At 30.2% G+C, this 23,530-nt stretch carries 18 protein-coding genes; 8 read left to right on the top strand and 10 right to left on the bottom strand.

The window, feature by feature from the left end:
- Positions 1-176: 176 nt before the first annotated feature.
- On the bottom strand, positions 177-947 hold the full coding sequence (locus tag CLFE_RS23460) for a glycosyltransferase family 2 protein (RefSeq protein WP_077893231.1): 771 nt from the start codon (positions 945-947) through the stop codon (positions 177-179).
- 23 nt (positions 948-970) lie between these two features.
- Complete coding sequence (locus tag CLFE_RS23455; RefSeq protein WP_242951588.1) at positions 971-2,521, bottom strand: glycosyltransferase family 2 protein; 1,551 nt, start codon at positions 2,519-2,521, stop codon at positions 971-973.
- Between the two features lie 133 nt (positions 2,522-2,654).
- Between CLFE_RS23455 and CLFE_RS23450 the strand changes: the two genes are divergently transcribed.
- Positions 2,655-3,602, top strand: coding sequence for an NAD-dependent epimerase/dehydratase family protein (locus tag CLFE_RS23450; protein ID WP_077893060.1), 948 nt, complete (start codon positions 2,655-2,657; stop codon positions 3,600-3,602).
- A gap of 56 nt (positions 3,603-3,658) precedes the next feature.
- On the opposite strand, the gene CLFE_RS23445 is transcribed toward CLFE_RS23450, so the two are convergent.
- Entirely contained in the window at positions 3,659-4,990 is a 1,332-nt protein-coding gene (locus CLFE_RS23445; RefSeq protein WP_077893061.1) for a Vps62-related protein, read from the bottom strand.
- Positions 4,991-5,180: 190 nt separating this feature from the next.
- On the opposite strand from CLFE_RS23445, the gene CLFE_RS23440 reads away from it, so the two are divergent.
- Entirely contained in the window at positions 5,181-6,467 is a 1,287-nt protein-coding gene (locus CLFE_RS23440; RefSeq protein WP_077893062.1) for a lactate racemase domain-containing protein, read from the top strand.
- Between the two features lie 209 nt (positions 6,468-6,676).
- On the top strand, positions 6,677-7,678 hold the full coding sequence (locus tag CLFE_RS23435) for a sodium:calcium antiporter (RefSeq protein ID WP_077893063.1): 1,002 nt from the start codon (positions 6,677-6,679) through the stop codon (positions 7,676-7,678).
- A 191-nt stretch (positions 7,679-7,869) separates the two neighbouring features.
- On the opposite strand, the gene CLFE_RS23430 is transcribed toward CLFE_RS23435, so the two are convergent.
- The 3 genes from CLFE_RS23430 to CLFE_RS23420 all read right to left on the bottom strand — a co-directional run bounded on the left by CLFE_RS23430 (position 7,870) and on the right by CLFE_RS23420 (position 10,287).
- Entirely contained in the window at positions 7,870-8,922 is a 1,053-nt protein-coding gene (locus tag CLFE_RS23430; RefSeq protein WP_077893064.1) for a G1 family glutamic endopeptidase, read from the bottom strand.
- Between the two features lie 223 nt (positions 8,923-9,145).
- Positions 9,146-9,574: a hypothetical protein gene (locus tag CLFE_RS23425; RefSeq protein ID WP_077893065.1), complete on the bottom strand. Its 429-nt coding sequence runs from the start codon at positions 9,572-9,574 to the stop codon at positions 9,146-9,148.
- A gap of 137 nt (positions 9,575-9,711) precedes the next feature.
- Positions 9,712-10,287, bottom strand: coding sequence for a TetR/AcrR family transcriptional regulator (locus CLFE_RS23420; RefSeq protein ID WP_077834613.1), 576 nt, complete (start codon positions 10,285-10,287; stop codon positions 9,712-9,714).
- Positions 10,288-10,561: 274 nt separating this feature from the next.
- On the opposite strand from CLFE_RS23420, the gene CLFE_RS23415 reads away from it, so the two are divergent.
- Together CLFE_RS23415 and CLFE_RS23410 are read left to right on the top strand one after the other, a co-directional pair.
- Positions 10,562-13,642 (top strand): MMPL family transporter, encoded by a 3,081-nt coding sequence (locus tag CLFE_RS23415; RefSeq protein ID WP_250944823.1) that lies wholly within the window; start codon positions 10,562-10,564, stop codon positions 13,640-13,642.
- 522 nt (positions 13,643-14,164) lie between these two features.
- A complete protein-coding gene (locus tag CLFE_RS23410) occupies positions 14,165-15,661 on the top strand; it encodes a radical SAM/SPASM domain-containing protein (RefSeq protein ID WP_077893067.1) in 1,497 nt (498 codons plus the stop codon).
- Positions 15,662-15,690: 29 nt separating this feature from the next.
- On the opposite strand, the gene CLFE_RS23405 is transcribed toward CLFE_RS23410, so the two are convergent.
- The 4 genes from CLFE_RS23405 to CLFE_RS23390 all read right to left on the bottom strand — a co-directional run bounded on the left by CLFE_RS23405 (position 15,691) and on the right by CLFE_RS23390 (position 21,586).
- Positions 15,691-16,947, bottom strand: a complete 1,257-nt coding sequence (locus tag CLFE_RS23405; protein WP_077893068.1) for an MFS transporter — start codon at positions 16,945-16,947, stop codon at positions 15,691-15,693.
- 148 nt (positions 16,948-17,095) lie between these two features.
- Positions 17,096-19,900 carry an RICIN domain-containing protein gene (locus tag CLFE_RS23400; RefSeq protein WP_169850921.1) on the bottom strand — a complete coding sequence of 935 codons (2,805 nt, stop codon included), beginning with the start codon at positions 19,898-19,900 and terminating at the stop codon, positions 17,096-17,098.
- A 15-nt stretch (positions 19,901-19,915) separates the two neighbouring features.
- Positions 19,916-20,983 (bottom strand): hypothetical protein, encoded by a 1,068-nt coding sequence (locus tag CLFE_RS23395; RefSeq protein ID WP_077893070.1) that lies wholly within the window; start codon positions 20,981-20,983, stop codon positions 19,916-19,918.
- 255 nt (positions 20,984-21,238) lie between these two features.
- On the bottom strand, positions 21,239-21,586 hold the full coding sequence (locus CLFE_RS23390) for a four-helix bundle copper-binding protein (RefSeq protein WP_077893071.1): 348 nt from the start codon (positions 21,584-21,586) through the stop codon (positions 21,239-21,241).
- Positions 21,587-21,797: 211 nt separating this feature from the next.
- Here CLFE_RS23390 and CLFE_RS23385 point away from each other — a divergent pair, with 211 nt between their 5' ends.
- The 3 genes from CLFE_RS23385 to CLFE_RS23375 all read left to right on the top strand — a co-directional run bounded on the left by CLFE_RS23385 (position 21,798) and on the right by CLFE_RS23375 (position 23,513).
- Complete coding sequence (locus tag CLFE_RS23385; RefSeq protein WP_077834620.1) at positions 21,798-21,998, top strand: hypothetical protein; 201 nt, start codon at positions 21,798-21,800, stop codon at positions 21,996-21,998.
- The gene (locus CLFE_RS23380) at positions 21,995-22,711 is read left to right on the top strand and encodes a protein kinase domain-containing protein (protein ID WP_207651371.1); all 717 of its coding nucleotides are present in this window, start codon (positions 21,995-21,997) and stop codon (positions 22,709-22,711) included. The genes CLFE_RS23385 and CLFE_RS23380 overlap by 4 nt, the downstream gene beginning before the upstream one ends.
- 124 nt (positions 22,712-22,835) lie before the next feature.
- Positions 22,836-23,513, top strand: coding sequence for a manganese catalase family protein (locus tag CLFE_RS23375; protein ID WP_077893073.1), 678 nt, complete (start codon positions 22,836-22,838; stop codon positions 23,511-23,513).
- Positions 23,514-23,530: the final 17 nt, after the last annotated feature.

Raw genomic sequence — 23,530 nt, 5'->3', positions numbered from 1 at the left:
TCCTAAGAATTTTTGAATTTATATAGTATAAAAGAAAAAACTATAATTAAGGATATACCTTGATATTTTATATGTCAAATTTATAATCAGTATGATTTATAAAAAGCTTCATTTCAAAGATTATCTTTGAAATGAAGCTTTTTTATAAATATCATAACTCCTATTTCTCTAGAATTTTATATGGATACTAAGGAATGGTAACTACCGGTAGTAGTAATATATTTACTTTTAGATATTAAATCAGAGTTATTAATTTTCCAGCTGTGATTTTGAATATCTATATGTCTATTGTATACATAGTTAAATATATCACCAGAATAGATTCTAAAGCCTAAGGAATTGCACTTACGTAGAAGATCTAAATCTTCACCATTATTTAAATTATGAAATTTAACCTTTTTAAATATATATTTTTTCATTACAAAGGTTGCACCAGCTATGGCTTTAGCATATTGATTGTCATGATCAGAATGCCAAAGATTTAAAAATTTGTTTTTTTCAAAATATATAAAGTGTGAAGACTTTCCTACTATATCAGCATTTGTATAATTAAAAATATTCATAGCGTCTTCAATATAGTTTTTTCCGTAATAATCGTCATCATCTAATTTGGCAACATAATTATAATTTGAATGTTCTATTCCAAAATTAAGGCTTTCTCCAAGAGAAGTATTTTTACCTAATTTATATATTTTTATATTTGGTATGCCAGAAAAATAGCGCTTATACATTTCTATATTTAATAAATCAGAGTTTAAAATAATTATAAATTCTACTTTAGGATAGCTGCATCTTGTGAAATTTTTTCTTATATTCTTCATGAAATCAGGTTTATTGGTAGGAGTTATTATAGTTATTCCTGGCTTAAAGTGAGATGAAAAAGTTTTTCTAATAGTCAAAGTTTGAAGTTTTTTTTGATAATATAATTCATCTAAATGCAAATTCATTTTACACCTCTTACTTGTATTTTTTATTTTGGAATAATACTTTCTATATATTTCCAACCACCCTCATCTATTTTAAATATAGGCTCGTATTTATCACCCCAACGTTTTAGTACGTATCTATCTTCCCATTCAATTATATAATTATAAGCTTCTAGATTGTTAGTACTGTTAGAGTTATGTCTTCTATGGACATAAAGGGTCTCATCAATCCAATAGAAATTATAATATTCTGCTAAACGCAAAAGTATTAATCTGTCTTCCATGTGACGACCTTCATATGGAACATCTGTGGGCCAGCCACCAACTTTTTTTAAAGCGTTTGTACGATAGCAGCGAGGACATAAAGTAGTATTGGAGGCCAAAAAATCATACTTATCTTTAAAAAATCGTCCTTTACGTTTACGAATACTAAACTCTTTTTTTTCATCATAAGCCCGTTTTAAATCTTCAGAATTTGTATTTACGATTATAAAATTACCACTAACAACTGCAACGTCTTCTGGCTGAGTGCTAAAAGTATTTAATAATTTTTCTAAAGTATCTGGGAAAAGCCAATCATCACTATCTAATTGAACACAGTAGGGTGTTGTTATTAGTTCTAGTGCTGCATTTTGAGCTTTAGATTGGCCCATATTATTAGGATTTTTGATCAATGTAATTCTAGGATCTTCAAGTAAATCTTTAACTGTTTCTAAGCTGTTATCTGTAGAGCAGTCATCTACTAAAATTAGTCGCCAGTTTTGATGGGTCTGCCAAAAGATACTTTTTAGAGCTGTTCTTAAAAATTTGCCTGGATTAAATGAGGGCATAAAAATTGTAAGTTCACTATTTCTTTTCTTTATATTTTTAATCTTTTCTGAATTTATTTTGTTGTAAAAAGTAGCTACTTTTTTTTCATGATCAAAATTATCACCATCTATTAAAATATCTAAAGCGTGCCCAAAATCAATGGCAATCTTGCCGGTTTTTTCAGCAATATCAGGACACATTATTGTAGCTGGAACACCTGCTGAAACTAAAGCAATATCAAAATCATCTATATTAGAAATCTTATCTATAGTATTTGATATCTCGCTGAAGCCTTCATGGCCCATAGTAGTCACTACATCAATTCCTAAAGCTTTAAATTTTTCTGCGCCTTCTCTTGCTCGCCTTCCTATAATAATAATTTTTAGGGGTTTTAGTAAATCGAAGAATTTTTTTGATTTAATCATTTCTTGGGCAATCCAAGCACTACATACAGAAGGTAAGTGTAAATTGTAATAAGCTATAACTTTATCAAATAACTCTTTATTATAAGAGATATGTCCCTCTGATCCAACTAAAGTAGCCTTTTTTAAAGCATTAAGTAACTTTAGTGAAATGTCATCGCTTAAATCTGTTATACCAGCATATTTATAATAATAACCAAAATAAATGCTATTTCTGTGCTTAGGAAAAATTTTATGAGCTACTACATGCATTTCTCCATGTCCAAAACGTACAAGAGAATAAGGCGATTTTTTTTCTATGGAAGACTTTATTTGTTTTAAAATTTCATCTAGCTGTAGGTAATTATCATAATATTCATTCATTTAAGAGCCTCCTGATTAATTTTAAACTTACTCTGCAACAGATAACTTCAAATTTCATATAATTTAATATATGCTAAATAACTTTAGTGTTTGTATTTAATAACAAAATGAAGAATAAGGAGATTTAATTAAAATGCATTATTTAATTACAGGTGGTGCAGGATTTATTGGAACTAATTTAACACTTAGATTATTAGAAAAAGGTCATAAGGTTACTGTCTTGGATAACTTTTCATCAACTTCAAAGGATAGGCTTAAAAATACTAAAGCAGAAGTTATAGAAGGTAGTGTTTTAGATAAAGCTTTAGTCTTTTCTTTGGTAAAGGAATGTGATTATGTAATTCATCTGGCGGCTGTAGTTGGTGTAAGACTTGCCATGTTAAAAGGAATAGATTGCTTAAGAGTTAGCTACTTAGGAACAGAAAATGTACTTGAGGCAGCATATAAATATAACAAAGAAATTTTTGCGGCTTCATCTTCAGCTATTTATGGAAAGATAAAAAGTAGTCTGGTAAATGAAAAAGATGATTATGTTTTAGGTTCAAGTAAGAAGCCAAGTTGGCTTTATTCAGTAGCAAAGCTCACAGAGGAACACTTAACGCTTGCCTACAATCGTGAACTAGGAGTAAAGGTTAAAATAGGACGTTTTTTTAATGTTATTGGTCCTTATCAGGTTGGCAATTTTGGTATGGTAGTACCTACATTTATTAATAGGGCTTTAAAAGACGAACCTTTAAAAGTTTATGGTGATGGTCAGCAAACTCGCACCTTTGGATATATAGAAGACGTTTTAAATGGATTAGAATTAGTTTTAGAAAAAGGTAAAATAGGTGAAGTCTACAATATTGGAGGTACTGAAGAAATAACCATTTTACAGTTAGCAAATAAAATTAAGCTGCTAACTAATTCAAATTCTGTTATTGAACTAGTGCCATATAAAAAAGCCTTTGATGACAATTTTGAAGAGACACTTCAACGTGTACCTGATATAAGTAAGTTAAGAAAGTTAGGATATAGTCCTAGTTATACCTTAGATACAGCAATAAGAAATACTATAAATTATCAAAAATACTTGAATTAATGTATGTTTTTTACCTACTTATACCTTAGAAAAGTATAAATAGGTATTTGTATATTTTAATAATTAATTTTATATTTAATTCCATTTGGGCCGTTAAGGTCTTTTTTATTGTAAGGAATAAAACTCCATATAAGATTATTCAGTATTTTTCCGCCATAAGGAAGGGTGGAGATTTTATCTAATAACTCCAAATCCTTTTCATTTAAATCGTAAGCGCTTCCCCATCGGCCATTGAATTTTAACCATTTAGGTTCTTTTACCTCCATACTTCTAATATTAGTAGTAATAATATTAGACGAAAGAGAAGTATCCCATCTTATGCCTTGAGAAGTATTGTTATTATATAATTCAAACAGAACTTTATCTTTTGAGGTTTTTAGTAAGCCTAATTCTTCTGAGGTATATTTAGCTGAAGTTCCACCGATTTCGTTGTAAAAAGTATGAGATTTAAGTGCGGAATAAATAACTACATGATTATTTTCATAGGCTAATTGTTCAGGTTTAAATTGTTTAGTTTTTCCATATTGATTTAAATCTATATGTTCTATTGCAGCCGTATTAGTATTTATTACAATAGTTATATATTGCCAAACACCTTCATTTTCTCCTATTTTAAGAATTGAGGCATCATTAAATTTAACGTTAAGCATACCATCATTATAACCATAAAGAATGAAATAGTTTATTTCTAAGTGTAGACCGTTGTGTCTATTATTTAAAGAAACATAGCATTTTGAATTTGAAATATCTCCATATTTTATATTTGAATCTGTGAGTTTTAAGTAGATATTTTTTTCTAATAATTTATCAGGTAAAACTTCTGTTTCTGATAATAGGTCGGTTCCATTAGCTACTATTTCACCTTTTTCATTTATAATGCTAGAACCATTTAAAAAAGCTTCAACGTTAACTGGAAAATATTCTTCATTTGGATTAAAGTAAATTATAGGAGCATATGTTTTTACCATTTCTTTTAGTTCATCCGGATTTGAGTTAAGCTCAATGATTTCGAAGGTTGCACAAGGATCTATATTATCCCTATTGGAAGTGAGCATACCATGTCCGCGATTTTCAGCACATACAAATTTTCCATTACAAGCTTTTAAGGCTATTTTGTTTTCTTTAAGATCAATAATTTCAAAGGTTTCCCAAGAACCAATAGTATTTCTTAGGGAGGTAAGTACACCATAACCACAATTTTTAGTACATACAAAATTACCACTGCAAGTTTTTAAGGCTATCTTATTTTCTTTAAGATTAATAACTTCAAAGGTTTCCCAAAGATCAATATTAACTCTATTTGAAATAATTACTCCATGCCCACCATCTTCAGCGCATACAAAGTTACCACTGCAAGTTTTTAAAGCTATTAAATGTGTAGTGTTCATAATAAATATCCTCCAAATTTTAAATGATAAATAATAATATAATATGCTTGTAGTTTTTATTTAGTCATAAGAATACATTGCCAAAATGTCAAATAAGTAAAAAAATGATTATAGAATTTATACTTATGTGTAAAAATTATATTTAATATGATAAAATTGTATATATGTTTTATTAAAAGGGGGCTAAACAATGGACAAAAAAATGAAGTATGGAGATTTAAAATTAGAAATTGATGTAGATGAAAAAAACGTAATAGGGGTAATAAAAAGTAACAAATTTGGAACTACAAAATCTGAAGAAGAAGTTATTAAAGATGCTATAGAAAATCCTATAGATAGTGCTAGATTGAAGGAATTAGTACATGAGGGTGAGACTGTTTGTATAGTTGTACCAGATGTGACAAGGGCATGGCAGAGAACAGATAAGTATCTTCCGAAACTTGTAGAAGAAATAAATGCTGGTGGTGTCAAAGATGAGGATATAATATTTCTATCAGCTACAGGTACTCATAGAAGCCAAACAGAAGAAGAGCATGAAAAGATTTTGGGAAAAGAGCTTTCAAAAAGGTTCAAAATAATTGATCATGATTGTCTTGATAAAAATAACTTAGTATATTTGGGAAAAACCACTTATGGTACACCTGTTTCAATAAATAAAATAGCATTAGATTGTGATCATATAGTTATAACTGGAGGAATAGTATATCATTTTTTAGTAGGCTTTAGCGGAGGAAAGAAGACCATACTTCCAGGAATAGCTTCATATGAATCAGTAATGGCAAATCACGCTATGTCCTTAAGCAAAAATTTTGGTGGTGGAACTTATGAAACCGTACGCTGTGGAAATATAGAGAATAATCCAATACATATAGATATGTTAGAGGCAGCAAGCTTTGTAAAACCTGATTTTATGTTTAATGTAGTGGTAGACAAGGATGGTGCTATTGTAGGTGCAGTAGCTGGAAATTACATATCTGCACATGCTAAGGGAAGAAAAATGATAGATGAAAAGGATGGAGTTAATATATCTAGAAAATCTGATATTACTATTGCGTCAGCTGGAGGCTATCCAAAAGATATTAACTTATACCAATCTATAAAAATAATGATAAATGCCAGAGAAGCTACTAAAGACAATGGAACAATTGTAATTTTAGCTGAATGTAGAGATGGACTTGGTGGAGACGCTGAGATGCAGTCTATGTTTTTAAACTTTGATACTTCAGAGGAAAGGGAAAGAGATCTTAGAGAAAAGTATAGTATTTCTAAGTATGCTGGCTATTATTTTTGTGAAGGTGCAGATAAATTTAATGTAATTTTAGTTTCTTCTTTAGACCATAAATTAGTTAAAAGAACAAATATAAAGCTTGTTAAAACCATAGAGGAGGCGTTAGAGTTAGTTTATAAAACAAATTCCAAGGATGCTACAATTACCCTTATGCCTGAGGCAGCTAATACGCTTCCTAAACTAATTTGATAATTATTGACATATTAAAAGAGTTTTAGTATACTACTTAAGTAAAATTAAAGTTATTTAGCTTCAAAAGGGAGTAGTTTGATAGATATTGTCAACATAGTGGTTTGAAAAACCTGGCAATATCCGCTAAAAATGCGAAACGAGACTTTTGGTGTATTTTATGTACACTGAAGGTCTTTTTTATTTTTTTGTTTAAGGAGAGAAAGAGTATGATATTAACAATTTTAATTATGCTGTTTTCAGCGCTTTTGATTTACTTTAGCTGTGAATTCTTTGTAAACGGGATTGAATGGGTGGGTAAAGCTTTTAAAATTTCTCAAAGTGCTGTAGGTTCAGTTTTAGCTGCCTTTGGTACAGCACTTCCTGAAAGTATTGTAACCTTTATAGCTGTAGTCTTTGGAACTAACTTAAAGCAGAAGGACATAGGTATAGGTGCTGCATTAGGCGGACCACTTGTATTAAGTACAATTGCATATGCTGTTGTTGGTATAGGAATATTTGTCTTTTGCAATAAAAGAAAATTTGGTGAGTGTATTAAGTGTGATGGTAAAAAGTTAGCAAGGGATCAAGCTTGGTTTATGTGGATTTTTGTATTTAAAATTGCACTAGGACTTATAGCTTTTACGGTAAAGCCGTTGCTTGGAATCTTATTTTTAATAGCCTATGGTATTTATTTCTATAGGGAAATGAGTGCTGATAATAATGAAATTGCTGAGGATTTGGAGCCATTAAAAATTAGTCCTAAAAATGTACAACCTAAGAAGTTATTGATTTTAACTCAAACAATAGGGGCACTTATTCTTATTTTTATAGGCTCTCAACTGTTTGTAAATAATTTAGGTACACTTAGTATTTCACTTGGAATGGCCCCTCATATGGTTTCTCTATTATTGAGTCCCGTAGCAACAGAATTACCGGAAACCTTAAATGCAATTATATGGGTAAGGCAAGGAAAAGAGAAGTTGGCTCTTTCTAACATTAGTGGTTCTATGATGATACAGGCTACTGTTCCCAGTTCTTTAGGAATTATGTTTACACCTTGGTTGCTTGATAAATACCTTATTATTTCAGCTATTGTAACCTTTGTAGCAATTTTTTCATTATGGGTATGTTTAAAAAGAAACCGTTTATCGGATAAAAGATTAGCCTTTAATGGCATATTCTATATTGTTTTTATTATAGCAATAATCGGTGAAAAGGCTTTAATATAGCTAAATATGTACATATATGATTTGATTATGGAATATCAAACTAGAAAGAGCTTGTTAAATCTTGGTGTTAGTGTAGTTGAATATTTTTTATTAAAAATACACTACAAGTATTAGTAAGTAAGCTAATATTTGTAGTGCGTTTCAGTTAGGTTATTATTATGGTTATACATAGATAAGTTGATGTTTTTAAATTAATAAGTATTTATCATAAATCCACCAAGTTTGCTGGTAATACTGGATGGGACAGCTTCTGTATAATTGCCTGATTGTAAATTTATTGTATCGTAATTAAGTAATGGTAGATAAGAACTATCACCTTTTCCAGTTGATTCATTATAATTATAATATGCCATATTTCCTACAAAGTTTATGCTTGGCCAATTACCATGATATTGAGAGCCAGTAGCTTCACATACGAAGTCTGCGCTTGAACCATCATAATATGTACCGTCAAAATTTACACTTCCATATTGTGATGTTGTATCATTTTCAAAGTAAGCAGTTGATTGATGGGTGGTTGGAGAATATTTTACATTTACAAATACCTCATCTCCTGGTTTTATTGGAATACCTGATGCATATGATACATTTTCTGGAAAATCCTCAATCCAAAATTCATATTGTGTAGTTCCACCATATGTAGTACCAGAATAAGGACTTCCTGTAGCATTTAAATCAGCCCCCGCTTGTACAATAGAATAGCTACCATTATAGCCACCTATACCTGTCCAAATTGCTGGGTCATCATTGGTACTGCCATTGTATTGAGGTATAAAAAACTCAGTACAAGATTGATAAAATTTAGTATTATTATTACTTGAACCTTGGCACACGTATCCAGTCCAATTAGGGCTTTGAGATGTTCCATGAGTTGTATTTGAATTCTTAATTTTTAGTGAAACGTGTTTTTTAGCATGACGCATAGCATTTTCCCACTGAGCTAATTGTTTTTTATCTGTAGGTCTTGAAGGAAAGCCATATTTATCTAATTCAGTATCAGTAGCTGTTAAAGGGTTAAATGTGCTAGGTGGTGTATTTTTTGTATTAGGGTAGGTTTTAGTATATTGTTTAGTAGTTATTATTGGATTTGTTTTAAGCTTTTTTGTATTAAAAATAACAGGACCTTTATTTTTTAGGCTTGGACCATTTGTAGAATTTATTATTTGCTTGGCAAAAGTTGTTGATGATGCCAACATAGCAAATATGATTGAAGACATAATTACTTTAAAATGTTTGTTTATCAATGATAAACGCCTCCTAATTAGTTACATTTTTAATATATTATAGTTCTTAATAAATAATATGTCAATAAATTACAAAAACTAATACTTATAATTTTAGCTTTTATAATATTTATATAATATGTTTTGTAATTGGATGTAATAAAATAAAGTATCTAAACTACATCAAGTGTAGAGTTTAGATACTTTGTAATGTATATATTTTAAGTACTATACCAGAAATATATTAATGATCTTGTGTTATATTTATAAAAAGGCTATATGAGCCCCATTGTCTTCTGGCTGGGTCGATAGCAAAGCTCTTAACTGCTAAATCACAGGAATCACCTTGATTTAAGTGCTTTCTTATAAGAAAATTTTTACCCTGACCACTACTAACGTCAATATAGGTTTGTTTAGTTGTTAAGTCGTTAAGTATTCCCTTACTCCCAAAGGATGCAGCTGTAGTGAAGGTATATGTTCCTGATACTGGAGCAGTGAAATCATAGTTGTCTGTGTCATTTCTTTCTAATACTGCACTTACTGTGTAAGTATCATTCTGCCATCCTGATAAGTCTATTTGCCTTGTTGCAGCACTGGCTGATGCGTATGGAGCAATTATTGCTGATACAGCAATTAATCCACCTAAAACCAAACTTGTTAATCTTTTTTTCATTTTTTATCTTCCAATTGTAAGTTTTGTGATATTATTTACTTTATCTATAATATTACATTAGAGGAAACAAAGTGTAAACTGTTTTTTTAAAATATAAGTTTTATAACAAAAATTGTAAAATGGTAGTATGAAAAACTCTAAAAAAATGGTTCAGAAGCACAAGAGATAATGTCACTCACTTCTTGTGAGAGTTCATCAAAGGAATACTCAAGATCACCGTTAAACCACACTTGAAATATATTAAGAATTCCACCTGCAAAGAAATTTACACGTATACGAAAGGTAGGTGTTTTTTTTATGCTATCGGGAACAGCACTATCGAATTCCATGTAATTAACAAATATGGTTTTTAGCTCTTCAAGGAATTGTTCAGCCCCATTGGCATTTATTAGAGTTTTATAAAATTCAAAGTCATCTTCAAGCCATTTTGACACTTTCAAAAGAATAGGCTTGGGATTTTGAAAAAAACATTTAGAATTAAATTCACCTAAAAATTCTAACATTTTTTCAATTATTTCATTTCCGATTTGGTCAGAAACTGCCTGTACATCTTGATAATGTGCATAAAAGGTTCCACGATTAATGTCTGCACGTTTAACTATATCAGTAACGGTTATTTTCCCTAAATCCTTTTCCTTTATTAAATCAGCGAAAGCTGCGCGTATTAGCTTTCTTGAACGTATTGCACTTTTATATTCTGCTTTTTTATTCATAAAATCTCCTTAAATATATATTAAAATCGAACAAAAATACTTTAATTTATATAATTTTAAACATAACTTTAAAAATTGATTATTGTTTATAGCATTCAAAATTATTATAATACATGTATAATCAAAGTTCAACACATGTATTATTTTAACTTAAGTTATAATTTTGATGAAAATAATGTTTTTGAAGGGATTGATGAAGTTGAATAAATTGATTAATAAAAGTTATTTATCAATTATTTTTTGGGCCATTGTGATCACAATCATTTTATTCACTATGCCAGACATGGGTAGGCTTGTAAGGGATAAAGGACAGATAACTATTGGTAAGGAATATTCATATTCAGTTGCACAGAACATACTCAACAAGTTAGATGATGTTAAGGGCAATGACAAAGTTCTAGATGTAATAATGGTATATCACAGCGATAAGAAACTTACGGACAGTGCTTTAAATGAAATAAAAGGAAAGGTAACCAAATTAGAAGAGAATAAAAATAAATACAACGTAAAAACAGTGCTCAATGTATTTACAAATAAGGATATTGAAGATCAGGTGATTTCTAAGGATAAAACCACATTGCTTGTACCTATAAGTGTAAAACAAAAGGGACGTACAACAGAAGCTATTAGAAATGAAATCACAAAGGTTATGAAAACGGATAAAGTAGAAAGCTATTCTACAGGTTCGGATTTTATAACAGAGGATTTTTCAAAAACTATAGAAGCTGGGGTTAAAAAAACAGAGTTAATAACTATTTTTTTAATTGTAGCTATACTAATTGTAGTTTTTAAATCACCGGTAACTCCCTTTGCTACACTTGCAACAGTTGGTTTAAGTTATTTAACCTCTTTAGGTATTGTATTACAGCTAGTTGATAAATTCAATTTTTCTATATCGAATTTTACAAATGTATTTTTAGTAATTGTTTTATTTGGAATAGGAACAGATTACACTATGCTGCTTTTGACAAGGTTTAAAGAGGAGCTTAATAATGGACTTGATAAAAATTCTGCTATAATCTCAACTTACAAGACGGCAGGGAAAACCGTAATTTTAAGTTCACTTACAATACTTATTGGTTTTACTTGTCTTATGGCTTCGCAATTTAAGATATATCAGTCAGCATCAGCCGTGGCAGTTGGTGTGGCAGTTTTAATAGTTATGATTTTTACATTTTTACCAACACTTATGAAGTTGTTTGGAAGACATCTTTTTTGGTCGCCTTTTAAATCAGCTGGACATTCTAATAGTAAGATATGGGAAAAAGCAGCTACCGTTTCAACCAGATATCCATATTTAGCTTTGATTCTTGTACTAGCAGTATGTGGTTTGAGTTATTTTTACACATCAAGTCTTTCTTATAACAATTTGAAGGAAATAGCTTCAGATTATCCATCTGTAAAAGGCTTTAATATTGTATCAGAGCATTTTGGTGTTGGAAAAGCACTACCTGTAAATATAGCTATAGAAAATAACTACAGGTTAGATAATCAGTATACTTTATCTGAAATAGACGGAATTACAGAAGCAATTAAATCGGTTAAAGGAGTTAAGGAAGTATGTAGTGTAACCCAGCCTAAAGGAGAAAAGATAAAGGATTTATATGTTAAAGATCAGGCTTCTTCTTTAAATAGTGGATTAAAAGATGCAAATGGTGGTGTTAATAAAATAAATAATGGTTTAGGAGATGCTGCCTCTAAGTTAAAAGGAGCGAAGGTAGATACATCATCACTTGAAAAGCTTCAAAAGGGTGCAAGTGATTTGACATCAAATATGGACTTAATAAATAAAGCTACTAATGAACTAAAGAATGGTATGAATAGTGGAGCTGAAGGCTCAAAGGATTTATCTAGTGGTATTCAAACTCTTGATGATTCTATAGGAAAGCTTCAAAGCTCTGTTAATGATTTGCAAAATGCATATGCAGCTATAGGCAAAGGATATAATCAAGTCGGAGCAGGGTTAGAGGGTCTCCTTCCACAGGTTAAAACTTTCCAAGCTGCATTTGGCAATGTTGTTTATATGCAAAATCAGCTTGCAGTAAAATATCCTGAACTAAAGTCAGATTCAACCTTTCTTACTATGCAGGGAACTTCCCTTCAATTAAACTCAAAATTACAAGATATGGTTGATGCTATTACAAAATTAAAGGCAGGCTTAGATGAAGCTAATGGTTCTTTAGAAAAGGCTAACAATGGACTTAGCCAAGCGCAAAAGGGTATTGCAGCTATGAAATCAGGTTCAAGTACCTTAAGAGCAGGAAGCTTGACTATGGCAGATAAATTAGCTCAGGCAGCAGATGGTCAAAATAAGATAGCTAATGCAATGGTACAATTAGATGCAGGTTCTAAACAGCTTCAGGATGGTCAAAATCAACTTATAAATGGAATAAGTGGAATTTCCGATAAGACAAAACAATTGACAGATGGACTTTCAACAGCACAAAAAGGTTTAACAGATATTTCAACAGGTTTAAATGATGCAAATTCGTATATTGATAAATTACAAAAGTCTAAGAGCTCAGAAACCTTCTTTATTCCTCAGGACAAAATTAATAGCTCAGACTTTAGTAAATCAATGGATATGTATATGTCAAAGAATAGAAAAATAACAGAAATAAATGTTACTTTAAGTATAGATCCATATTCACAAGATGCTATGAAAATAACGGATAAAATAAATAGTGTAGTTGCAGCCAAAATGAAAACTTCAACCTTAAAGAACTCTAAGTGGGGAATATCTGGAATATCACAGATGAATAATGATCTTAAAACTATGTCTCAAAAGGACTTTAATAAGTCAAGTATAATCATGATTTGTGGTATATTTATTGTTCTTTTAATTGTTACAAGAGATTCGTGGATGTCTGTATTTATAATGGCTTCTTTGGTAGTATCCTATTATATTGCTATTTCAATATCAGGTTTACTATTTAATAATGTTTTAGGAAAAGGAGAATTAAGCTGGAATGTACCATTTTTCTCGTTTATTATGATTATTTCACTGGGAGTAGATTACAGCATATTTCTTGTAATGAGATATAGAGAAAATTCTGATTTGACATTAACGGAAGCTATAGTGAGTGCTGCTAAAAGCGTGGGTGGAGTTATTTCTTCAGCAGGAATTATTTTATCTGGAACCTTTGCAGCTATGTACCCTTCAGGCGTTCCTACATTAATGGAATTATCATTGACAGTTATACTGGGAATTATACTACTTTGCACAGTATTTTTACCAATATTTATACCTGCTATGATTTCTATAAAGTCAAGTATAATGAAAAGATTTAGTAAGGAAAAGGATGATATGGAGTCGGACATAGATTCTAATCGAAAGGTAAGTAATTTTAATTAGAAGCTAATACAGATGTGTTTTATATGCAGTAAAAACTAAAACGGGAAATAGGTTGATAAAATTGTGATGTTTAACGATTTTATTAATTTATTTCCTATTTTAGTTTTAAGCTTTATATTTATTATTTACATTTAATGATAACGGGTCCTCTCATACGTGAGTTTTCTTCTGCTGCCTCTAAAGCAATTATTTCCTCACAAGATATGTTTAAATTTTTAATTTCATTTTCTATCATTTCATTCTCCTCCTTATTTTTACAATTGAGTAAAAAATTAAATTTTATACATTTATTTTATTTGATATTGTAGCAAAAGTAAAATGCTGAAAATAAGCTTTTGCATTAATATTATAATAATAAATTTGGATTTTATTTAAAGAACTACCAATTTTAAAAGATATCTCTTGATATATTATCAAATCAGGTTTTTGGCAATTTGTAAATTGACTTGAAAAAATTGTTGTGATAATATATAAAAAATGTAATAAAATTCAATAAAATTTCAGTCATAAGGGGTAGATTACATGATTAATTATAATAATACATTCTATGAGGTTAATGATGGCATTGTATTTAATAAAATTGATGAGAGAATATTAGTTTATAAAAACAAATTTTATGAATTAAAAGGTGATAACCTTGAAATATTTAAATTACTAATATCAAGAGGTAAATTTAATTTAGAGGATAGATTTAAAAGGAAATTTTTAATACTCTATAAAATAGGTTTAATAAAAGAATGTACTTATGGAATCAAAGAGCTAATAATCTCTAAAGATACAAATATATTTAAATATGAAAATAAGTTTTACATAGTAAATTTTAAATATGGAAACATAAATGAATTAAGTGAAAATGATTATAAAAAATTAAAAGCTAAAGACTTAAGTTTATCAGAGAGTAGTATAACAGATTTATTAATTAAAAATTACTTGCAATACAAAACAAATAAGGAATCCATTAATAATAAGGAAATTAAAGATAAACGTGTTTATATAATTTTTTCATATAACTGCAATATGCAGTGTGTATATTGTTTTGAAAGTCATGTGAATAAAAATCATATAAGCCAAGATACTTTCAATAAGATTTTGAATTTAGTAAAGGATATAGATAGTCGGTATAATCAAACTATTGTTCTATATGGGGGGGAGCCACTCTTAGATGAAAACTATAATTGTATTCAGGCTTTATTTAATAATGAGTTAAAGAGAACTAAGTTTGATATTATAACTAATGGTACAAATATTGATAGATACAAGGAATTATTTTTGGAATTTAGAGAAAAAATTAATGATTTCATAATTACTTTAGATGGTACAGAAGATATACATAATAAAAGAAGAAGGTTTGGTTCAAATTCCTTTACAATTATTATAAAAAATATTGAAACATTAATTAAGAATAATTTTACCGTTAAAATCAGGATAAATTTAGATGATAAAAATATATCTTGCCAAGCAGATTTAATAAAATATTTAAATGAAATTTTCAGGGAAAATACGCAAAAGTTAGTTATAGAATATCACAGAGTTGAAGAAAAGAAGAATCCACTTTATGAACCAATAAGTTTTAAAAAGTTGTATGAATTAGCAAAGAACAATAAGAGTAGTAATATTTTAGTTCTTTATAATGATGAAATTATAAATAGATTTATAAATCCTAGTTTTTATTGTAAAAATGAATATTACAGTGATAACTACTGTGATTATTATAATAATATAGTAATAGACTTCAATGGAAGCATATACCACTGTAATGAAGCAATGGGAAATAAAGATATGATTATTGAACATATAGACAGGTTTAAGCTTGATAGTTTATATGAAAATAAAACTAATGATTTAACAGAAAAATGTAAGTGGTGCAGATATTTTGTAATATGCAAAGGAAATTGTTTTATGGAAAACAAAATAAAAAAAGATTTAATAAATAGGCCTGTTTGCAGAAGAAAACAATATGATGATTTAATAAATTTTATAATTGAAAATAATAGTGTTAAGGGTATAGGTAATATTTGAAGTGAGTAAATTACAACAGTAGTACTAGCTTATTTTGTAATAATTTCAGCTTCATATGCTTCATCACAAGCTTTTATTAAAAATATTAATGAAATTATAGCTATAATTAAGCTTATAGCAATTAGCAAATCATAGTATTTGATTTTATCAAGAGTAAAGCCAAGGATAAAAGAACCTATGGGTATAGCTACTTGAGTTAATAAGCCAAATATTGAGAAAAATCTAGAACGTAGGTCATTAGAAACTAATTTTTGAAGATTTGTTGAAATAGGAGTATTTAAAATAGCATTAAAAAATCCAATTAACATATAAGATATGCACATAACTATAAATAAATAGATTATTGAACCTTTAAAAAAAAGTGTTATTATAGGTAAAAAAAGTAGACACATAACAATTGTTATAAAGCTTTCGAAAATTAGTCCAATCTTCATAAGAAGCTTTAATCTGAATTTTTTTAAATAAAGAGAAATTGCCACATTTCCCAAAAGGAGCCCTACTGTAAAGAAACATGTAATATATCCGTATTGTTGAGAACTAAAATGTATTCCTTTTTTTAGTGCATAAGGCATAATTAAATCAAATAATGGAACAAGTAAAAAGTTAGACAGCATAGCAAAAAGTGACAGCTGAAATAATCCTTTCTTTCTAAATAAAAATTTTAGGACTTCTGAGATTTCTCTTAAAAATATTTTTGTACTTAATTTTTCTTTTTTAACTAAATTACTTTTATAGATTATAAAATAAGATAATATGGCAGAAAGCATAAATGAAACACTATTGATGTAAAATATTATTTTTATTCCAAATAATCCATAAAGAACTCCACCTAGTGCAGGTCCTATAATTGTAGCCACTGCATCAAAGCCTTCTTTAAGGGAATTTGCTTGTAATAACACAGTATTGTCTATAAGTTCGGGCATTAATCCTATTGAAGATCCACTGAAGGTTTCGTCCATTATAGATAAAAATATTTGCATGATGAACAGTATGTATATATTAAAATAATTAATTGTGGCAAGTAAAGCTAGAATAAATATTAGCATTCCTCTGGCTAAGTCCATAGCTATCATTACATATTTCCTATTTTTTCTATCTCCAATAATTCCTGATAAGACAGCTGTAAAAATTGCTGGTAAGATTGTCAATACAGAAAAAATACCCATTGCAGTACCTGAGCCTGTTAAATCTAATATAAAAAGTGGTACAGCTATTGTTTGAATTCCTGTGCCTATTAAGGAAATGAATCGTGCTAATACATATAATTGTATATTTCTATTATTCATAATATAGTGTCCTTTTTGTAATTTTAAAATAAATATTATTATATATTATACCATTTTTGTATTATTAAGTAAATTGTGACAAAACCACTATTTTAAAGTTTTATTATAGTGGTTTTGTTTTTTAAATCTTAGATATTTACTTGTACTACTAATTTATTTTTTGAAAAATCCATTTCTGATTTGCTTCTCCATTGTAATTATATTGAATTATACTAGCTCCTTCAGCAGTACTATGTCCATTTACGTCAAAGCCTTTAGTACCGCCTGAAGATTTAGTCAAAATTCCAAAGGTGCCATCCTTGTTGTCTTTAAGCTGGAATTCTTCATAGGGTACAAAGCTAGAAGCACTGTTCCATATTTGAAGCTGCACACCATTGTCATTTGAAGCGCCAGGTACATCGATCACTTTTCCGTCAATGCCAGCCTGTGATATAAGCTTTACGCAGCCATTATCCGCTTGTATAACCTGCCATATTGAATTTGATGAATCAACATTTCCTGTTTGAACAATTTTACTTCCACAAGTATTATTGGGTACACTTAAATACTTACCACTATTAACATTTTTAATCCTGTAGTAGGAACCCATGCTAATTGCTGAAGTATCACTGGTTTGAGTGCTTTTATATTTAACATTGTCACCAGCAAGTTCATCTAAATACATTTCAAGATTAGTATATCCGTCAGCTGAAAGATTAAGTTTATTTGCGTCCGATGGATCATTTGGATTTAAACCATGTTTAATTTCCCACTCATCACTCATGCCATCATGATCTGAGTCAACTGGAGCATTTCCTCCTTTAAGCTTTGGATAACCACCTACATCATCTTGAGAATCAATAATTCCTTTTAAATGATCCACGCTTCCGGTGTAAGTATAGGTTCCTTTTTTAACTTCATTAATGTATCTGGTGTCAAGATAATCTCTCTTAGGCTTTGTTGCACCAGCATTGTTAAGCACTGTTTCATAAGCCGCATCAGCACTTTCTATTGTAACATAGGATAGAAAGAAAGGTACATTACTTCTAACCTGACTAACAGTTGAATAAGCTGAACCTGCTTTAGTCCAATTGTCAGTATTAGGATCTAATATAGTTTTTCCATCAATGGTTACCATTTTATTGCCAGAAAGATAAGCCATTTGCATGTCACCTGTATGAAGCTGATCTCCATCAATAGAGAAGAAATTCATATTATTGCTTACAGGTCCTTGTTTATAGTAATTGCCTACAAAATTAACTCTGCGTGCACCACCATCCGTTGTACGATCCTTGTAATTGTAAACTACATTGTTTGTAATATCTAGGTAACCTCCATAGTGCTTACCATCCTGCTCAAAGCCTCCTGCAAGTGACCAGTTTCTGCCTGTACAGTTTGTAAGTAAATTGTGATGAAAGCTTCCTATATTACCGCTAATAGAACCTGCAAAAGAGTGTCTTTGAGTTCCAGTGTGATTTGGATCTGAGTCATTATAATGCTTTGAATTATTTAAGGCTTCTGCAATAATATTGTTTTGAAAACTTATATTATGTGCACCTCTAGAACTTGTACCTTCATCAATGGACCAGGATATAGAGCAGTGATCTATAATACTATTATTTGAACCAGCCATGCCCATTCCATCCATAGCTTGACCGCACACATCACCAACTCTAAGTCTTACATCCCTTATAATAACGTCATCGGCGGATGCTAGACCAAAAGCGTATTGAGTTAAGGTAATACCATCACCTGGAGCTGTTTGTCCTGCAACGTAAACATCTCCACCGTCTGCTGGAACTGCAAGCCTGCTTTTTAAAGCAATAACTCCTCCAACTCGAAATATTATTGTTCTAGGTCCTTTTTGATTTTCTATAGCATCACGAAGACTTCCAGAGCCTGAATCATTTAGATTTGTAACCTCAATAACACGTCCGCCACGTCCACCTCTTGCAAAGCGTCCATAACCTTCAGCACTTGGGAAGGCTAAATGTACAGTTCTAAAGGACATCACAGCACCCTTTGTAACAGTTCCATTTTTATCTCTTTCATCAATACGCCAATAGTAAGTATTCATAGGTGAAAGTTCAGAGGCTAAATAGCTTGTACCTTTTTGATTACCCTTAAAAAGTGAAGAATTAGTATTAGCATTATTTACAGAATTAAAGTCAGTACCTAAATATACATCATGACTTACAGCACCTTGGCCAGCCATCCAAGATAGTGTATTTCCTTGAAGATGTTCATCGCCATCTTGAGGCTTTGGTTTTGATATACCTTGAAATGGGTTTGCTCCGTCAATTTCAAAGGCATTCAATACAGCATTGTTGTAATTACCGTTATTATCTGGTTTTATAAGTACAGTAACAGTTTTTCCCACAGCTGCATTAAAGGAAACATATGCCTTACCAGCAGCATCGTCATCTGTAACTCTGGTAGGTCCTTTTATACCACTTGCCTTAAGGTTTCCATCAACATATAGAGACATGCTTCCGGCTTTTACATCATCATAAAAGCTGTGCCAGGTAGTTAGAGTATGATTACCGGCTGGGAGACCTGATATTTCAAGCTTTATTACTCCTCCTAAGGTGGCATTAGAAGTTACACCATCAAGAGTAAGGGTTGGACTATTTAAGGAAGATTGGATAAGGCCTTTGCACCAACCGGATTGTATACCATTTCCTGTATTTCCTCCATTACTTAATTTAAAGGTAACACCATTATAGGTTTGAGAGGCAGAAGTACCACTATTAACCACCCAATTATTCCACCCTTTAGTAAACATGTCAGTACGTCCAGAGGTAAAGGGTGCAAGGTCTACTCTAATTCTTTTGTCATTATTAGAAACTTTATTCAAAGTAGCTGCATAAACTGAGTTAGCTTTAGATACATTATTTCTTAAGCTAAAGGTAGAAGAAGCTGTAACTACCATAGATAATACTAGAATACTACTTAATATTTTTTTCTTTCTCATAAAAAATTCCTCCATTTATTTTCCGAGAGATTTTAGTTTACCTATAACGCTTAAATCTTCGCTGTCTCGATTTAAGGAATCACCAGCTTCATTTAAAACTGTATTATAAGCCTGAGCTGGATCTTGAAGTGTAATAGGAACTATAGGGCTAACATATGGAGAAGCTTGAACAGTAGCCTGTGCTTTTGAAATATCGTTATTAGTAATCAATCTTCCGTTTAAAACACCATCCTTATTACTATCAAAATAGTTATTTGAGTTATATATATGGTCAGAGGATGTACATTCACCTATAAAGGTGCTGCTTGATTTATTCCCGCTTATAAAATAGTTACTCAGTAGATCTTGATAGTGATCTTCAGAGGAATGACCTCCTACGAAACCGCATACCTCCCAATTATAGATAATGTTGTTTGCAAATTGAAGATTTGATTTTGCTTTTGGATTTCTAGTTCTATTATCTGCCCATAAACAATGGTGGATAGATAGATTGTCGCATTCTTGGAGAATAGCACCTGAATATTGAGAATGTATTCCATCTGCTATGATTGAATATTGAATTGTAACATCAGAGCTATTTTCCATATGGAGATTGTCCCATTTACCAAACTCAATAGATACATGATCTACCATAATGTTTTTGGCATTGTCAATATACAAAGAGCATTTTTGTTCGCCACCAGTAACTCCTTCACGAAAGCGAATATATCTTATAACATCATTTTGAGCTTTATTAAAGGAAGAAGATTCACCAGTAACGGTTATACCTTCTTTAGGAGCTGTTTGACCATTAATTATAAGGTTACTCTTAAAAGCTAATTCTGATTTAAGATTGATAGTACCAGCAACATCAAAAACAATAGTACGATTTGGTTCACTGACAGCATCTCTAAGAGAACCTTTACCAGAATCGTTTATATTAGTAACGTGGTATGTAGTTGTTGTAAGGTTTGTACCTGCTAAGGCACCACAGCCTTCTGCACCTTTAAAAAGTGGAAGAGTTCTAGCATTCATTGTTACAGCACTAATAGGTGATGCCAATATAGCAGCACAGGATAGAACTGTAATGATTTTTTTTAACATATTACAACCTCCTAAATCAACATATAATGTAATGTTATATATAAATTGTACTATGTAAAGTATATTATTTACAATATTATTGGACTCTATATTTTCAAATTTAAGCTCAATATTAATAGGCTTATGTATCTCATTGACCAATAAGCAAAGATAATCTTTAGTTTTTAAAATAAATGTGCATTTTATTAGTACAAAAAAGGCAATTACCATTAAATACAAATTGGTAATTGCCTTAGTAAAATGATTAAATTTTTACTAGAAGCCAGATATAGATGCACATTCGCTTGCACAGGTACGACATACATCAGCACATTTTTGGCAGTGATCATCTTGGAACATGCTGCATTCCTTTGCACATTGGTCACAAGCAACTTGGCAAAGTTTACAGTGATCTTTTGCAAATTGACTATTCATAGACATTCCTGCCATAGACATCTCACACATTCTTGCACATTCTATAAGAAGTTTTAGACAGCTTCTTCTTCTATCGATGTCTGGTTCATTTAGACAAGCTTCAAAACATTCATAACAAGCTTGAGAACATTTTACGCATGCATCTATGCACTTTTGATATTGATTTGTTACTTCGGTAACTACACCCATTGTGTAAGCCTTCTTTCTTAGAATAAATATTTTTACAAGTTATAATGTGTGATAAAAACAAAATTTTTATGCCAAATATTATACTTATGTTAGAATAGGCAAATAAATGGACTAGTAGAGCTAACATTAAACAATGAAGAATAAAGGAGTATTATAATGTAAATAATAAATATAAAAAATCTAAAGGATAAGTTGAAAAGAGGTGCATTAAATGGGCTGGTTTTCAAGATCATCAAATAAAAATCATAATAATAACCATAGGGGAAGTAAATATTATAAAAGGGAGAGTTTTTTATCACGCTTATTTGGAGTATTAGGTTCACATTCTAGTTCAGGTCATAATTCACATAAAAATCATTATTCTGATGAAAGACATCATAAAAGAAAAAAATATAAGAGTTCGTGGTCATGATACCATTTTTTAAAAAAAAAATATATAGATTAGGGGATTCTATGGGTGGATATAGAATTGTAAAATTAATAGGTGAAGGTAAATTTGGTATTTGCTACTTAGTTACTTTAAATGAAAAGCAATACATTTTAAAGAAGATAAAAGCTAAAGCCATTAAAAAAAGCGGTAATAAAGTCATCTTTGAGGAAGAGATTCTTTCATCTATTAATCATCCATTAATTCCTAAAATAGTTGATATAATAAAAGATGATAAAGTGTATGCTTATATCTTAGAATATAAAGAAGGAAAAACCCTAGAGGATATGTTATTTGGATGTAATCACATATTTACCTCAGACGAAATTTATAGAATAGGAATTAAGCTTATAAATATAATGAAATATTTACATGAAAGAGGTATTGTTCATAGAGATATACGGTTACCAAATGTAATCATTAATAAAGATGAGGTTTATCTTATTGATTTTGGGCTTGCTAGATGGATAAATAATAAAAAGTATAGTGTTTCAGTTGACTTTTCATATTTGGGGCATCTACTTATTTATTTAATCTATTCTTCCTTCAAAAAAAATAATAAGAAGTCAGTTCCCTGGTATGACGAACTTGACTTGTCCATAGAGGAGCGTAATTTTTTAAAAAAATTAATAGGTTTGAATGATGAGTATACAAATATTTATGAGGTAGAAAAGGATTTTTTGAAAATTAAAACATAAAGTTTTAGTAACTAATTTTTATACTAGTTCCTTATATTGTATAGCTAATGTTAACTTAAATACCAAAGTATAAATATAAAATTAGAGTAAAAACTAAATTTATAATACTTTTGGAGGTGATTTAATGTTTAAACATGAAAAACAGTTTTTAAATAATTTTCAGGTAAAGGTTGAAGGACCAAACCCACAATATGCTGTTCTTATGCAGGAGCAATTAGGCGGAGGGAATGGTGAATTAAAGGCAGCACTTCAATATTTATCACAAAGTTTTAGAGTTAAGGATCAAACAATAAAAGATTTATTTTTAGATATAGGAACTGAGGAACTTAGTCACATGGAAATAGTAGCTGAAACTATTAATTTATTAAATGGTCATAATGTAAATCACGAAGCTGTTGGAGTTGGAGAGATTGAAACTCATGTACTAGCAGGTTTAACACCAGCTTTGGTAAATTCTTCTGGAGCACCCTGGACAGGAAACTATGTAACTGTTACAGGTGATATTGTAGCAGATATACTTTCCAATATAGCATCAGAGCAGAGAGCTAAAGTTGTATATGAGTACTTATATCGTCAAATAGATGATAAGGAAGTAAAAAATACTATAGATTTCTTGTTAAATCGTGAGGAAGCTCATAATGCTTTATTTAGAGAGGCGTTAAATAAGGTTAAGGATACAGCTTCTAATAAAGATTTTGGTGTAACAGATGATTCTAAGTTATATTTTGATTTATCAACACCAGGTAGATATTTTGAAAATCCTAATCCAACGGAGCCAAGTTTCTCCAATCCAAGAAGATAAATATTAATGAAAAAGCT

The sequence above is a fragment of the Clostridium felsineum DSM 794 genome, from assembly GCF_002006355.2.
GTDB classification, from domain to species: domain Bacteria; phylum Bacillota; class Clostridia; order Clostridiales; family Clostridiaceae; genus Clostridium_S; species Clostridium_S felsineum.
This window is presented reverse-complemented; position numbering and strand designations above follow the sequence as displayed.